We start from the raw sequence: 14,353 nt of genomic DNA on the forward strand, positions 1-14,353 counted from the left end.
GACCGGCCTCAGGGTGCTATCGCTCAAGTGCTGTCTCCATGCAACCGGCCACCAGGCGCTCGACGGCATCGGGGTGCGCGCAGCGTCGCGCCTGCCGGGCCATGGTGGCAAGAGTATCGGGATCGAGCAGTGTCGCCAGGCTTTCGCCCAGCGCCGCTGCGCTCATTTCATGCTGCGGCATCAGCCGGGCCGCGCCCGCTGCTACCAGAGCGCGGGCATTGGCGGTCTGGTGGTCGTCGACCGCATGGGGCAAGGGCACGAACAAGGCCGGCTTGGCCGCGGCGGCCACTTCGGCCACGGTCAGCGCCCCCGCGCGGCAGACCATGAGGTCGGCCCATGCATAGGCCTCGGCCATGTCATCGATGAAGTCGCTCACCTCGGCCTCGATGCCATGCTCAGCATAGATCTCGCGAGTGGCCGCATCCTTGTCGCGGCCGGCCTGATGGCGCACCTCCGGGCGCTGCCCTTCGGGCAGCGTGGCCAGCGCTTCGGGCAGGCGCTGGTTGAGCGGCAGGGCTCCCAGCGAGCCCCCGACCACCAGCAGCCGCAGGCTTCGTCCGCGCATCGCCGACGCCTCTCTCGGCATGCTACCGAGAGCCGCTATTTCCGCACGCACCGGGTTGCCGACCACCTCGGCCCGACTGTCGAAAGCCTGGGGGAATGCGCTGAAGACGCGCCTCGCCAATCGCGCCAGGGTACGATTGGTCATGCCTGCCACAGCGTTCTGTTCGTGAATGACCAAGGGCCGGCGCAGCAACCAGGCCGCCAGGCCGCCTGGGCCGCTGGCGAAACCGCCGAGGCCCACCACCAGCACCGGGTCCAGGCGGCGGATGATGCGCACCGCCTGCCATACGGCACGGGTCAGATTGAACGGTGCCTTGAGCCAGCCGGCCAGACCGTTGCCGCGCAGGCCGGCCACCGAGATGCGATGCAGCGGCAGGTCGGCCGCCGGCACCAGGCGGTTCTCGATGCCTCGTGGACTCCCCAGCCAATGCACTTCCAGCGCCTCGGCCTGGAGCCCACGGGCCAGCGACAATGCCGGAATGACATGACCGCCGGTTCCTCCCGCCATGATCAGAACCCGGCGCGTTGTCGACTGCGTCACTTCATGACTCCCTGTCCAGTGGTCCTGGGTTCGCGTCGCCCTGCCGTTTCACGCGGCGCGGTGGGGCTGGCACGCCGGAGCGCCCGGCGGGTGTCGATGTCCACCCGAAGCAACAGGCCCACCATGGCGGAGCTCACCAGCAGGCTGGAGCCGCCGTAGCTGAGCAGCGGCAAGGTAAGTCCCTTGGTCGGTAGCATGCCGGTACTCACCGCAATATTGATGAAGGCCTGGGCGCCGATCACCATGGCGATGCCGTAGCTGGCGTAGGCGGCAAAGGCCATTCCTGCCAGCTCGGCACGCCGCCCCACCGCCAGCGCCCGCCAGATCAGTAACGCAAATAGCCCCACCACGCCAATGGCACCGAACAGACCTAGCTCCTCGGCCAGCACGGCAAAGACGAAGTCCGTGTGCGCCTCCGGCAGATAGAACAGCTTCTGCACGCTGTTGCCAAGCCCCATCCCCAGCCAGTGGCCGCGCCCGAAGGCGATCAAGGCCTGGGTCAACTGGTAGCCACTGGCGAACTGATCGGCCCAGGGGTCGGAGAAACTGGTCAGGCGCGCCAGGCGATAGGGCTCGGAGATGGCCACATAGAACCCCAGCAGCCCCACGGCGATAAGAATGAAAACGAATCGCCCCCACGGCGCACCCGCCATCAGCAGCATGCCCATCACGCAGCTGGTCATTACCACTACCGCACCATAGTCGGGCTCGAAGATCAGCAGCACGGCAACCACGCCCATCACCATCAGCGGACGCAGAAATGCTCCCCAACGACGGCGCACCTCCGGCAGGAACCGCTCCAGGTAGCCGGCGAGATAAACGATCAGGCACAGCTTGGCCATTTCCGATATCTGCAAATTGAAAGGCAGCAGGGGGATCGACAGCCAGCGTCGGCTGCCGTTGACCTCGCGTCCGATCAACAGCACCAGCAACAGCAGCACGATGCTGACCAGCAGCAGCAACGGGCCGTTGGCCCGCCACCAGGCAAGCGGCGTGCGCAGCGCGGCGACGGCCGCCACCAGCGCCATGACGACGAACAGGGCATGGCGCTGGCTGAAGTACCAGGGGTTGCCGGTGAGACTGGCTGCCACTTCGGTCGAGGCCGAGGTGACCATGACCCAGCCGGTCAGCACCAGCGCCAGCGCCGCGAACAGCAGCCAGCCGTCGAAGGGTTGATCGCGCGTCGAGAGCCGCACTCTTATCCGGCGCAGGCGAGCGAACCTGCTCGAGGACGACGCCTTGGTCTTAGCCATGCCCGGCCTCCTCGGCGAAGCGTTGGACGTGCTGCCGAAATGCCTCGCCACGGGCCAGGTAGCTGGGAAACTGGTCAAGGCTGGCACAGGCTGGCGACAGCAGTACGCAGTCGCCCGGCTCGGCGATGGCCCGCGCACGCTGCATGGCGGCGTCGAGGTCGGCGACACGGCTGACGGCCACGCTATCTTCCAAGGCGGCGGCAAGCTTGTCGGCGTCAGCGCCGAACAGGATCGCCTCACGACCGTAGCGAGCCATGGGCTCGGCCAGTGGCGCGAAGTTCGCACCCTTGCCCTGTCCACCTGCCAGCAGTACCAGCCGTCCCGGCAGGGTCGGTCCCAGGCCGGCCAGGGCGGCCAGGGTCGCACCGACATTGGTGCCCTTGGAGTCGTTGATCCAGCGCACGCCATCGATATCGGCGAGTACTTCGCTGCGATGAGCCAAGCCCTTGAACCGGCGCAGCACCTGACACATGGACGCGAGCGAAAACCCCAGATGGTTGCCCATGGCCAGTGCCGCCAGGGCATTGGCCTGGTTGTGCCGCCCCGCCAGCCCCAACTCGGCGGCGGCCACCAACGGCATGCTGCCGTGCATCAGCCACTCGCGCCCCTCGTGCGTTGCGATACCCCATTCCTGTGCCTGCGGAGGTCGTGTCGTGAAGCGCTCGATGGCAGGCAGCGGCTCCAGCGGCCAGGTCATGGCATCCTCGGCGTTGACCACGGCGTGCCGGGCACCGCGAAAGATTCTCAGTTTGGCGGCACGATACCCCGCCATGTCGCCATGTCGGTCGAGGTGGTCCTGGGAAAGATTGAGAAAGGCTGCGCTCTCGGCTCCCAGGCAGGGAGTGGTCTCGAGCTGGAAACTGGAGAGCTCGAGGACGTAGAGTTCGGCCTCGGGCGATTCGGTCAACAGGTCGAGGGCCGGCGTACCCAGATTTCCGCCGACGGCCACGCGCCGACCGGCGGCTTGCGCCATGTCGCCGAGCAGAGTGGTCACGGTGGACTTCGCATTGGAGCCGGTGATGGCCGCGATGGGTGCCCGCGCAGCACGCACGAAGAGTGCGATCTCGCCGACGACCAGCGGCTCACCGGTGGCACGCCGGCGCTCAGCCATCTCGGCCAGTCCCGGCGTGAGCGGATCGACGCCGGGACTCAAGACGACTTCTTCGGCTTCGCTCATGTCGAGCGCAGTGAGCGGCCCGCAGTGAAGCGATACATCAGGGTGTGCGACACGGAAATCTTCGAGGCCTGGCGGTGCCTCGCGCGTATCGGCGACCATGAACGGAATACCCTCACGCGCCAGGTACCGGCAGATGGCTCGACCCGATATGCCGAGCCCGACCACCAATGTCTCCCCCTTCGCCACCTTGGGCATTTCAGCCTCCTCGCGCAGTGGGGTCGGCGCCACCCGACTCAGCGAACCTTCAACGTGGCAAGGCCGACCAATACCAGGACCACGGTGATGATCCAGAAGCGCACGATGACACGCGGCTCCGGCCAGCCCTTGAGTTCGTAGTGGTGATGCAGTGGCGCCATGCGGAAGATGCGTCGTCCGGTCAGCTTGTAGGAACCGACCTGCAGGATCACCGAGACTGTCTCCATGACGAAGATGCCCCCCATGACGAAGAGCACGATCTCCTGGCGCACGATGACGGCGACCACCCCCAGCGCCGCACCCAGCGCCAGCGCACCGACATCGCCCATGAAAACCTGTGCCGGATAGGTGTTGAACCACAGGAAACCGAGGCCGGCCCCGGCGATGGTGGCACAGAACACCGCCAGCTCACCGGCCCCGACAATGTTGGGAATCTGCAGGTAATTGGCAAACACGGCGTTGCCGCTGGCATAGGCAAAGACCGCCAGCCCCATGGCGACCATGACGGTAGGCATGATGGCCAGGCCGTCAAGGCCATCAGTGAGGTTCACGGCATTGGAGCTGCCCACGATGACCAGGTAGGTGAGCACGATGTAGAACACGCCCAGCGGCAGCACGACATCCTTGAACAGCGGTACGATCAGACTGGTCTCCACCGGGCTGGTAGCCGTCAGGTAGAGCATCAGCGCCGTCCCCAGGCCGATGACCGACTGCCAGAAGTACTTCCAGCGCGCCGGCAGGCCACGCGGGTTCTTCTCGACGACCTTGCGGTAGTCGTCGACCCAGCCGATTGCCCCGAACCCCAGCGTTACCACCAGCACGATCCACACGAAGCGGTTGCTCAGGTCGGCCCACAACAGAGTGCCGACGGCAATCGACATCAGTATCATGGCGCCGCCCATGGTCGGCGTACCGGCCTTGGACAAGTGCGACTGCGGGCCGTCGTCGCGAACCGCCTGGCCGATCTGCCGCTCGACGAGGCGGCGGATCATCCAGGGCCCCAACCACAGGCATAACAGCAGGGCCGTCATGGTGCCCAGGATCATGCGCAGGGTCAGATAGTTGAATACGTTGAAGGCGCTCTGGTACTGCGCCAGGAATTCAGCCAGAAAAAGCAGCATGAGTTGCGTTCACCTTGATGCGTCAGCTCGTAGCGCCGCCACTACCCGCTCCATGCCGGCACTGCGAGACCCCTTGATCAGCACGCTGGCATTTGGGGGTAGATGGTCCAGGACGTAGCGCGTCAGCGCCGCATGATCGTTGAAATGATACCCACCATCGCCGAAAGCCTGGCTCGCGGGGAGTGCCGGATCGCCACAGGTCATCAGCACGTCGATTCCCATCTCCCTGGCGTGGCGGCCAACTTCCGCGTGCAGCCGGTCCGACTCCGTTCCCAGCTCGCCCATGGCACCCAGCAGGCACCACCTGGGACCAGGCAATTCGGCCAGAAGCCCTAGCACGGCCTTGACCGCCCCCGGATTGGCATTGTAACTATCGTCCAGCAGACGGCACTCGCGAATGCCCGCCAGCGGGCTCAGCCGCCCCGGCATCGGCATCGCCGCCGCCAGACCGGCCAGCACTCGCTCGCTCTCCAGCCCCAGCGCCAGCGCTCCCGCCGCGGCTGCGAGGGCATTGGCGACGCTATGGCGTCCGAGCAGAGCAAGCTGCACCCGCCCTACTCGTCGACCCTCCACGACAAGCGTGAAAGCATAGCGCCCCATGACGTCACAGGCCAGCTCGGTGGCCCGTACGCGGCTCGCCTCGGCAAAACCGAAGTCCAGCACTTCCCGTGGGGCGGCCAGTTGGGCCCAGAGGGGGAAATAAGCGTCGTCGCGGTTGAGCACCGCCACCCCGTCGTGACCAAGACCGCTTAGGATCTCGGACTTGGCCTGGGCGATCTGGCCCATGCCGCCGAATTCACCGACATGGGCGCCGGTCACATTCGTGATGATGGCCACCTGCGGTTCGGCCAGGCCGGCGGTCCAGGCAATCTCGCCAAGGTGATTGGCCCCCAGCTCGACCACTGCCTGACGGTGCTCGTCGGTGAGTCCCAGCAGGGTCAAGGGTGCGCCGATATCGTTGTTGAGATTGCCCTGCGTGGCCAGGGTCTTGCCGCGCTGGCCGAACAATTGGGCCAACAGCTCCTTGACACTGGTCTTGCCGCTATTGCCCGTCACCGCCACCAGCGGACCACCCCAGGCACGGCGCCGGGCACGCCCGAGCAGCCCCAGCGCCAGGCGAGTATCCGGCACTACCAGCTGCGGCAGCGGGTCATCGACGCGGCGCTCGACCAAGGCGGCACCGGCGCCCGCCTCGCGTGCCTGGGCGATGAAGTCGTGCGCGTCGAAGCGCACCCCGCGCAGGGCCACGAACAGGCTGCCTGGCGTTAGCCGACGGGTGTCACTGACAATATCCCCCAAGGCCACGTCATGGCCGGGCCCGATCACGCCCAGCGCCTCGGCAACGGCGCTCAGGCTCTGCAGACCGGCTCCCTTCATTGTCTTACCTCACGGCGCACCAGGGCGGCCTCTGCTTCGGCGAGATCGCTGAAGGCGTGGCGCACCCCGGCGATCTCCTGGTAAGGCTCGTGCCCCTTGCCGGCGATCAGCACCACATCGTCGTCGCCGGCCTGGTCCAGGGTGCGGGAAATGGCCTCGCTGCGCCCCGCAATGCTCTCGGTGCGCGGTCTGGCCTCGTCCGATACCCCGGCGAGGATCTGCTCACGTATTCGCGCCGGATCCTCGCTTCTGGGATTGTCGTCGGTGATTACCAGCCTGTCGGCATGATGCTCGGCAACCGCCGCCATCTGCGGACGCTTGCCGCTGTCACGGTCGCCGCCACAGCCAAACAGGCACCATAATCGACCCTCGCCGGGGAGATGGTCGCGCAGCGCCACCAGCGCATTCTCCAGCGCCTCGGGAGTATGTGCGTAGTCGACGATCACGGCCGGCCGGCCTTGTCGCTTCACCCGCTGCATGCGCCCCGGTACGGGAGTCAATCGCGGGGCTGCCTCGAACAGCGCATCGAGCGATTCGCCCAGACCATGCAGGGTGGCGATGGCGAGCAGGACATTGTCGAGGTTGAACCGGCCCATCAGCGGCAGCTCAAGCGAACGCTCTCCCTGCGGCGTCGCCACCAGAGCCAATTGGCCGTCACGGCTGGGCCGCCAGTCGATCACCCGTAGCGTCGCCGCCGTATCGTCGCCGACCGCCAGCACTCGCACCCCTTCCGGCAAACCTGCCAGCATCAGACGGGCCAGGGGGTCATCGGCGTTGACCACCGCAAGCGCCAGCTCGGAACGGCGGAACAGTCTCGCCTTGGCGGCGGCGTAGGCCGCCATGCTGCCGTGATAGTCCAGGTGATCACGACTGAGATTGGTGAATACCGCCGCGGTGACTCGACAGCCGTCGAGGCGCCCCTGCTCCAGGGCATGGGAGGAGACCTCCATGGCCACCCGGTCGATGCCGCCCGAGGCCATTTCGCCGAGCGCTGCCTGCAGCGTCAGTGGACCCGGCGTGGTCAGCCCCGCATCCTCGAGCTGCCCGGGCCGTCCCACCCCGAGCGTCCCGATGAGACCCGCCGGGCGCCCCAGCGCCCCGCTCAACTCGGCAATGTAATGGGTAACGGAGCTCTTACCATTGGTCCCGGTCACGCCGATCAACGTCAGCGCTTCGGGCACCTCGAAAAGCAAGCGCCCCAGCTCACCCAGGCGCTGACGCAGGAACGGCAGGCCGAGGACCGGCTGATCCCGTGCCGCGTCGGGCAGCGTCTCGTCCGGCTCGAGGTGGTAGAGCACCTGAGCGGCTCCCGACGCCAGCGCCTCGGCCAGATGGGAGCGGCCGTCGCCGGCCACCCCGGGCACGGCGATGAAAATGTCGCCCGGGGCGACCCGCCGGCTGTCGAGCACCAGGCGAAGCGGAGTCGCGTCGGCAAATTCCGGCATCGTCAGGCCGGGCCAGCAGCGCCGCAGCGCCGCCTGGAGACGGAGGGTATTTACCTGCATCGACACACCTTTGTCATGGAAACGGCAGGACTCATCTTGCACGCTGATCTGGCGGCACATCGAGTAGCCGCAGGGCGCTACCGGTGACACGTGAGAACACCGGCGCCGCCACGGCACCACCGTAGTACTCTCCCGCCTGGGGATTGTCGATCATGACGATGGTGACGATACGCGGATCGGAGACGGGAGCGATACCGGCGAACAGACTGCGATAGGCGTTCTCCTCGTAGCCGCGCCCCGATGTCTTGCGTACTGTACCGGTCTTGCCGGCCACCCGGTAGCCTGGTACCGCCGCCCGCCTGCCGCCGGTGGTCGGTTGCACGGACTCCTCCATGATGCGCAGCAGCTCATGCGCGATCTCGGGATCGATGGTCGGCGTCCCCTGCGGGACCTCATCAAGCTTGAGCAGCGAAGGAGCCATGCGCACGCCGCCATTGGCCAGGGCGGTGTAGGCGCTCGCCAGCTGCAGGGCGGAAACCGACAGGCCATAGCCATACGACAGCGCCGCCCACTGGCTGCGCGACCAGCGTACCGGGGCCGGCAGGTGGCCCACGGCCTCTCCGGGAAAGCCGGTCTCGGTGCTCTGCCCGAAGCCGAGCCGCCGGTAGAGGTCCGGCACCAGCGGGTCGTCGAGCTCCAGCACCAGCTTGGACATGCCGATGTTGGAGGATTTCTCGAGGATGCCGGCCAGATCGAGCTTGCCGTAGTTGCGAACATCGTGGATGGTGAAGCGATCGATGCGCATCCAGCCCGGGGAGGTATCGACCACCACGTCGCTATCGAAGCGGCCACTCTCCATGATCGCCGCCATGGCCAGCGGTTTCATCACCGACCCCGGCTCGAAGACGTCGACGATCGCCTGGTTGCGCAGGCCGCGCGGGTCGATGCCGGCACGATTGTTGGGGTTGTAGGAGGGCTGGTTGGCCATGGCCAACACCTCGCCGGTACGAGCATCCATCATGACGACCACGCCGCCATCGGCCTCATGTTCGGCAACCGCTGCCTTGAGCTCGCGGTACGCCATGTACTGCAGACGCTGATCGATGGCCAATGTCAACTCACCACCCGGCTGCGCCTCACGCAGGACCTCAAGGTCCCGCACCAGGCGGCCACGCCGGTCCTTGACCACCCGGCGCTGACCCGGCGTACCGGCCAGATAGGGCTGGTAGGCCAGCTCCACACCCTCCTGCCCCATGTCATCCACATTGGTAACGCCCAGCAACTGGGCGGTCACCTCGCCGGCCGGGTAGTAGCGCTTGTACTCATGCTGGGCGTAGACCCCCGGCACACGCAGGTCGAGAACCCGCTGGGCAGCCACCGGTGTCAGCTGGCGGCGCAGGTACATGAATTCACGCTCCCCGAAACGCTCCAGCCTGGCATCAAGATCATCCAGCGGCATGCCCAGCGCCTGCGCCAGCATCAGCCGCCGGATGCGATCGTCAGGCACTTCCTGAGGATTGGCCCACAACGTCACGACCGGCGTGGAGACGGCCAGCGGCTCGCCGTTACGATCGGTGATCATGCCGCGGTGGGCCGTCAGCGACTCCGTGCGCAGGATACGTGCATCACCCTGGCCCTGAAGAAAAGGACGATCGAAGACATGCAGGGTCACGATACGGCCGGCCAGCAGCAACAAGCCGAGGATCACCGCTCCCAGCACCACGCCATAGCGCAACCCGCCCATCGGCGCCATGGGAGGCCGGCGGCGCGGCGTCACGCCACTGCGTACGTCAGTGCTCATGGCCGGATGACCTCGACTTCGTCGACGCTGGGGAGGCGCATCTCGAGCCGCTCGACGGCCAGGCGCTCGATACGTGCCGGTGACGACCAGGCGCTCTCTTCCAGCAGCAGCTGTCCCCACTCCGTCTGCAGCTGGTCGCGCTCACGCTCCAGTTGCTGCAGCCGTACATACTGCATGCGGGTCTGGTGGCTGGCATTGATCACGGCCATGGCAGTGACCAGGCAAGCCAGCAGCAGGCCCAGAACCAGCAGCAGCGGCCAGCTCGGCAGCCAGGCCGGACGCCTGGCGGCGCGCAGATTCCGGAAAGACAATCGTCCTTGCGCCATGCCACTCCTCAAGTCAGCTTGCGCGCTGCACGCATCACCGCACTACGCGCACGGGGGTTGGCGTCGACTTCCTCCGGCGTGGGCCGCTGAGCCTTGCCCAGCATCTCCAGGCGCTTGGCAAGCTGGGACTCCCGCACCGGCATGCCGCGCGGCAAGTCGCTATCGCCACGCACATGCTCGCGAATGAAACGTTTGACTCGGCGATCCTCCAGCGAATGGAAGCTGATCACCACCAGATGACCACCAGGAGCCAGCGCCTCGAGCGCTGCAGCCAGGGCCGCGTCCAGCTGCTCGAGTTCGCCGTTGATGTGGATACGCAGCGCCTGGAAGGCGCGTGTTGCGGGATGCTTGCCCTTCTCCCAGGCAGGGTGGGCCGCCTTGAGCACCTCGGCAAGATCACCGGTGCGCAGGAACGGCCTTTCGGCACGACGCGTCACGATGGCCCGCGCCAGCCGTTTGGCGAAGCGCTCCTCGCCATAGGTCTTGAATACCCCGGCGATATCGCTCTCACGAGCTCGCGCCAGCCACTCGGCGGCGCTCTCGCCCTGAGTCGGGTCCATGCGCATGTCGAGCGGCCCGTCACGCAGGAAGCTGAAGCCCCGCTCGGGGTCATCCAACTGCGGTGACGAGACGCCGATGTCCAGCAGCACGCCGGCCAGCCTTCCGTGAAGGTCGTGATGTCGAGCAACCTCGCCGAGACGGGAGAACTCGCCCCGCTCGATGGAGAAGCGCGGGTCGTCCAGCGTCCGCGCCTCGGCAATGGCCTGGGGATCGCGATCGATGGCGAGCAGACGCCCTTCGGGGCTCAATCGCTCAAGGATGGCGCGAGAGTGGCCGCCACGACCGAAGGTGCCGTCAAGGTAGGCCCCGCTGGGGTCGTGAATGAGCGCATCCACGGCGCCGTCCAGCAGCACGCTGGCATGACGAAAGCCATGTCGGCTCGATTCAGCGGCGGATAGCTGCATGCACTTTCCTGATCTCTTGAGCTGGCTGAAAGTACCGGCCACAACCGGTAGCGGAGGGTTCGATTCGGGGGAGTCGGCCGATAAGCCGGGTTCTGTCGTGGACAGTCATTCATCTAGGGGCCGCGTCACCGCGGCTCTCCAGCAACCTACCCGAACCCGACGCGGGCCACGCCATTGGGTTCCTATTTGGTCTTGCTCCGGGTGGGGTTTACCTTGCCACGCACTGTTGCCAGGCGCGCGGTGCGCTCTTACCGCACCCTTTCACCCTTGCCGGCCTCCTGTGGGAGACGTAGGCGGTCTGCTCTCTGCTGCACTTTCCGTCGGCTCGCGCCGCCCAGGCGTTACCTGGCACCCTGCCCTATGGAGCCCGGACTTTCCTCCCCCGGCAGCGCTCGAAAGCACGGCCGGCGGCGACTGTCTGGCCGACTCCGAGCGCAAGAATACCAGCGCGCCCGATGCCTCTCAATGCCTTTCACCGGCCGTCAGCGCGCCTCCTTGAGCGCTTGGGTCCGCTCATACCACGCCTTCTTCGCGCCACCCAGCAGACGCGCGGCCACCGCAGCCGCCTGCTTGACCCCTACGCCCTCTGCGAGCAGCGCCGCGAGCAGCGCATCCGCCTCCAGGCTGGCAGCATCCGCTTCAACCCGCTCCTCGGCGCCGGCCACCATGATCACGAACTCGCCACGGGCCTGGTCGGGATCGCTCTCCATGCAAGCCAGCAGCACCGCGGCACTGCCGTCGAGAAATGTCTCGAACGACTTGGTCAGCTCCCTGGCCAGGACCAGGTGCCGCTCACCCAATACCGCCTCGATGTCCTTGAGGGTGTCACGGATACGGTGGGGTGATTCATAGAACACCAGTGTTTCCTGGTTGGCAGCGAGGCGTTCGAGCCGCTGACGCCGAGGCCCCGTTCTGGCCGGGAGAAATCCTTGAAACAGAAAGCGGTCGGTCGGCAGGCCGGCCGCGCTGAGCGCAGCCACCAGAGCGCAGGGCCCCGGAACCGGCACGATGCGACGCCCGCGTGCGCGCAGCTCACGCACCAGCACGAAGCCAGGATCGCTGATCAGCGGCGTACCTGCATCGCTGATCAGTGCAATGCTCTCGCCACGTATCAGCCGCTCGTCGAGCTGCTCGATCCTGGCCGACTCGTTGTGCTCATGCAGCGAGAGCATGGGAACCGTGAGTCCGAGGTGGCGCAGCAACCGTGCGCTATGGCGGGTATCCTCGGCGGCGATCAGCGACACATCGCCCAACAGCCTCGCCGCCCTCGGGCTCAGATCCTCCAGATTCCCAATCGGCGTGGCGACCACGTACAATGTGCCCAGATCAACGTCAGACATGGCGATTCCTCAGGGAGAGTGTCGGGCTTGGCCGAACGTGATGGGTGTCGAGCCCGGAGACAGGCCTGCGCCTCTCTGAGCCTGCAGACTAAGGAAAGGATTCATGTGCAAAATGCTCCGCGGCCTGCTGGCCACCATGCTTCTCGCTCTCCTGGTGGCTGGCTGTGCGCCCTCCGGCCTCGTCGAACGCGTGGCCGACGACGACCCCCGCGCATTGCTCGAGCAGGCCGAGCAGCAAGCACCCGACCAGGCCGCGCTCAGCCGGCTCGAGGCGGCGGATATCCTAGCACGCCGCGGCCAGCGCACCCAGGCACTGGAGATTGCCCGCGAGATCGACGATGCACGATTGCCTGCCGAGTACCGTTTGCATTGGGCCATGCTGCTATCTGAGCTCGGCGCTGAACTCGATGCCCCCTGGGCCGTGGTCCAGGCCGGTCAGCTGCTCGACGAGATCGACATCCCACGCGACGCCGGCCTGATCCTGCGCGAGCGCATGGGGCGCGCCCTGTTGCAGATCGACGAGTATCGCGCGGCCGCCGCCATGCTGATGGACGTGCAGGCACAAACCGACCGAGAAGCCCTCAACGACCCCATCTGGACCGCGCTTTCCCGCCTCGAGGACAGCGGGCTGGCCAGCCTGCGCGAGGGTGCCGATGAACTCACCCTGGGCTGGCTGGCACTCGCCGGCCTGGTACGCGAGAGCGACGGCGATATCGAGCGCCTGTTCGCCCGCCTGGCGTCCTGGCGTGAACGCCACCCTCAGCATCCAGCGGCACGCAGCGTACCCGCTGAATTGCTGGCACTGCGCGAATTGCGCGGCAAGGAGGTTCGCCACATCGCCGTCTTCCTGCCCGACCATGGCCCCCTGAGCAGCGTCGCCGAATCGATTCGCACCGGCATTCGGGTCCATCACCTGAACAGCGCGGAGCGCAATGGCGGCGTGCGGCTCACCTTCCTCGACGCCAGCCATGGCGACCTTGATGCCCTCTATGCCGAGGCGCGCAACCGTGGCGCCCAGGTGGTCATTGGTCCGCTCGACAAGGAGCAGGTCAGTGAACTCGAAACTCGGGACAGCGTTCCCCTGCCCACACTGGCGCTGAACTACGGCGCCGGCCCGGAGAATCGGGCCGAGGGACTGTTCCAATACGGCCTGTCCGCCGAGGACGAGGCGCGCCAAGTGGCGCGACGCGCTCGCGAAGATGGTCATCGACGCAGCGCTCTGCTGGTGCCGAACAACGAGTGGGGCGCAAGGGTCGGTCGCGCTTTCGAGAGTGAGTGGCGCGACCGCGACGGCACCATCACCAACGTCGTTACCTACGATCCACGCGGCTCGGCCACAGAGAGCACCCGCCGAGTGCTCAGCGATGGCCGCCCCGACATGCTGTTCCTGCTGGCGCTGCCCAGCTATGCCCGCCAGGTGCCGCCTACGCTCGACTACTACGGCGCTGCTGACCTTCCCATCTATGCAACTTCGCACCTCTACGAGGGGCGTCCACAGCCACTGCTCGACCATGATCTCGACGAGGTCAACTTCGTCGACATCCCCTGGCAGATCCCGGACGCCGCCGTTGGTGGGGTGGAAGCACTCCCTTACCTTGCCAGCTTCGAAGAGCTGCAGCAGGCTGCCGACCCCTCCACCTTCCGACTGATGGCCATGGGCGTCGATGCCTATGAATTGGCACGACGCCTGCCGCAGTTCCAGTTGCTGCCCGAGAGCGAACTGTTCGGTGCCACCGGCCTGCTGGTACCTGGCCGCGACGGTCGCATCGAGCGGCGTCTGCCGTGGGCGCGCTTCGAGAACGGCGTGCCGCAGCCCATCCTGAGCCTGGATATTCTCGACGATGGTCGACTCAACTGACGCCCGCGCCCGCGGCGCCCGTATCGAACGCCTGGCCGCGGAGTGGCTCACGGCGCGCGGCCTCACGCTCATCGCCAGCAACCAGCAGTTCAAGGGTGGCGAACTCGATCTGGTGATGGGCGACGGCGAGACGCTGATCTTCGTCGAGGTACGCCATCGTGCCGACGCGCGTCACGGTCATCCACTCGAGACCGTGACGCCGGCCAAGCAGCGCCGGCTGGTCCATGCGGCGCGTTTTTATCTGGCGCGTAACCGGCTATCATGTCCCTGCCGTTTCGACGTGCTGGCCGTGACCGGCTCCCCGCCCGCGCTCGACTTCGAATGGGTACAGGGCGCCTTCGACGCGTTCTGACCGGCGCTATCGTTCGTTCCGCGACAGGACTCGACAGA

General features: G+C 66.6%; 12 protein-coding genes and 1 other RNA gene. 2 read left to right on the top strand and 11 right to left on the bottom strand.

Annotated elements, in window-relative coordinates; genetic code table 11:
- Window positions 1-16 precede the first annotated feature (16 nt).
- The 11 genes from murG to rsmI all read right to left on the bottom strand — a co-directional run bounded on the left by murG (window position 17) and on the right by rsmI (window position 12,105).
- Window positions 17-1,105: an undecaprenyldiphospho-muramoylpentapeptide beta-N-acetylglucosaminyltransferase gene (gene murG / locus KPL81_RS10375; RefSeq protein ID WP_219791895.1), complete on the bottom strand. Its 1,089-nt coding sequence runs from the start codon at window positions 1,103-1,105 to the stop codon at window positions 17-19.
- Window positions 1,102-2,358, bottom strand: coding sequence for a putative lipid II flippase FtsW (gene ftsW, locus KPL81_RS10380; protein WP_219791897.1), 1,257 nt, complete (start codon window positions 2,356-2,358; stop codon window positions 1,102-1,104). The genes murG and ftsW overlap by 4 nt, the downstream gene beginning before the upstream one ends.
- Window positions 2,351-3,730 (bottom strand): UDP-N-acetylmuramoyl-L-alanine--D-glutamate ligase, encoded by a 1,380-nt coding sequence (murD, locus tag KPL81_RS10385; protein ID WP_219791899.1) that lies wholly within the window; start codon window positions 3,728-3,730, stop codon window positions 2,351-2,353. The genes ftsW and murD overlap by 8 nt, the downstream gene beginning before the upstream one ends.
- Window positions 3,731-3,768: 38 nt before the next feature.
- Window positions 3,769-4,851 carry a phospho-N-acetylmuramoyl-pentapeptide-transferase gene (mraY, locus tag KPL81_RS10390; protein WP_219791901.1) on the bottom strand — a complete coding sequence of 361 codons (1,083 nt, stop codon included), beginning with the start codon at window positions 4,849-4,851 and terminating at the stop codon, window positions 3,769-3,771.
- Between the two features lie 9 nt (window positions 4,852-4,860).
- Window positions 4,861-6,228 carry a UDP-N-acetylmuramoyl-tripeptide--D-alanyl-D-alanine ligase gene (locus tag KPL81_RS10395; protein WP_219791903.1) on the bottom strand — a complete coding sequence of 456 codons (1,368 nt, stop codon included), beginning with the start codon at window positions 6,226-6,228 and terminating at the stop codon, window positions 4,861-4,863.
- Entirely contained in the window at window positions 6,225-7,733 is a 1,509-nt protein-coding gene (locus tag KPL81_RS10400) for a UDP-N-acetylmuramoyl-L-alanyl-D-glutamate--2,6-diaminopimelate ligase (protein ID WP_219791905.1), read from the bottom strand. Before KPL81_RS10400 ends, KPL81_RS10395 begins: the two co-directional genes overlap by 4 nt.
- A 31-nt stretch (window positions 7,734-7,764) precedes the next feature.
- Entirely contained in the window at window positions 7,765-9,474 is a 1,710-nt protein-coding gene (locus KPL81_RS10405) for a peptidoglycan D,D-transpeptidase FtsI family protein (protein WP_209472966.1), read from the bottom strand.
- Entirely contained in the window at window positions 9,471-9,800 is a 330-nt protein-coding gene (gene ftsL, locus KPL81_RS10410) for a cell division protein FtsL (RefSeq protein WP_209472968.1), read from the bottom strand. The genes KPL81_RS10405 and ftsL overlap by 4 nt, the downstream gene beginning before the upstream one ends.
- Before the next feature lie 8 nt (window positions 9,801-9,808).
- The gene (gene rsmH / locus KPL81_RS10415; protein WP_219791907.1) at window positions 9,809-10,765 is read right to left on the bottom strand and encodes a 16S rRNA (cytosine(1402)-N(4))-methyltransferase RsmH; all 957 of its coding nucleotides are present in this window, start codon (window positions 10,763-10,765) and stop codon (window positions 9,809-9,811) included.
- 65 nt (window positions 10,766-10,830) lie between these two features.
- An RNA gene (gene rnpB, locus KPL81_RS10420) (RNase P RNA component class A) lies at window positions 10,831-11,195 on the bottom strand.
- A gap of 52 nt (window positions 11,196-11,247) precedes the next feature.
- Window positions 11,248-12,105, bottom strand: coding sequence for a 16S rRNA (cytidine(1402)-2'-O)-methyltransferase (rsmI, locus tag KPL81_RS10425; RefSeq protein WP_219791909.1), 858 nt, complete (start codon window positions 12,103-12,105; stop codon window positions 11,248-11,250).
- A 103-nt stretch (window positions 12,106-12,208) separates the two neighbouring features.
- Between rsmI and KPL81_RS10430 the strand changes: the two genes are divergently transcribed.
- Together KPL81_RS10430 and KPL81_RS10435 are read left to right on the top strand one after the other, a co-directional pair.
- A complete protein-coding gene (locus KPL81_RS10430; protein WP_219791911.1) occupies window positions 12,209-13,963 on the top strand; it encodes a penicillin-binding protein activator in 1,755 nt (584 codons plus the stop codon).
- Window positions 13,947-14,315 (top strand): YraN family protein, encoded by a 369-nt coding sequence (locus KPL81_RS10435; RefSeq protein ID WP_209472977.1) that lies wholly within the window; start codon window positions 13,947-13,949, stop codon window positions 14,313-14,315. Before KPL81_RS10430 ends, KPL81_RS10435 begins: the two co-directional genes overlap by 17 nt.
- Window positions 14,316-14,353: the final 38 nt, after the last annotated feature.

The organism is Billgrantia antri (assembly GCF_019430905.1).
Taxonomy (GTDB): Bacteria; Pseudomonadota; Gammaproteobacteria; order Pseudomonadales; family Halomonadaceae; genus Halomonas; species Halomonas antri.